This window comes from Psychrobacter sp. TB20-MNA-CIBAN-0197 (genome assembly GCF_040309765.1).
Taxonomy (GTDB): Bacteria; Pseudomonadota; Gammaproteobacteria; order Pseudomonadales; family Moraxellaceae; genus Psychrobacter; species Psychrobacter submarinus.
Map to the genome: position 1 here is coordinate 1 of NZ_JBEOPC010000206.1, position 361 is coordinate 361.

A 361-nucleotide genomic window follows, 5' to 3' on the forward strand; every position below is an offset into this window, starting at 1 on the left:
GAGCTGCCATTATTTACCGTAAAAAAGTCACTATCGCGGTAAATCGTATTGTGTTTACTCATAGCGTAAACCGACACGCCATAACGTAGTTTTTCGTAAATCCCTTTAATACCAAGCTCTGCGTTATTTGCTATTTCGGCGCTTAAATTTGCAGTAGTTTGCTCGCGTTGTAATTGGTATAGCTCAGCCGCTTGTGGCGCTCTGTAACCACGAGAAAAGTTCGCATAAAGCGTGTTATTTGTATTGTACTGATAACTAACCCCAAGCTTTGGCGATAGATTACTAAAACTATTTTTAGCACTCGCTGGGCGGCTGTATCGGCAGCCACCAAAGCCGCATTCTGTGCCATCGTCTTTTGTTC

Annotated in this window: 1 protein-coding gene; it reads right to left on the reverse strand. The window is 43.2% G+C overall.

What is annotated here, in order from left to right:
- Positions 1–361, reverse strand: a 361-nt coding sequence (locus AAEY83_RS13335; RefSeq protein ID WP_351059501.1) for a TonB-dependent receptor domain-containing protein, incomplete at both ends; no start/stop codon positions are given.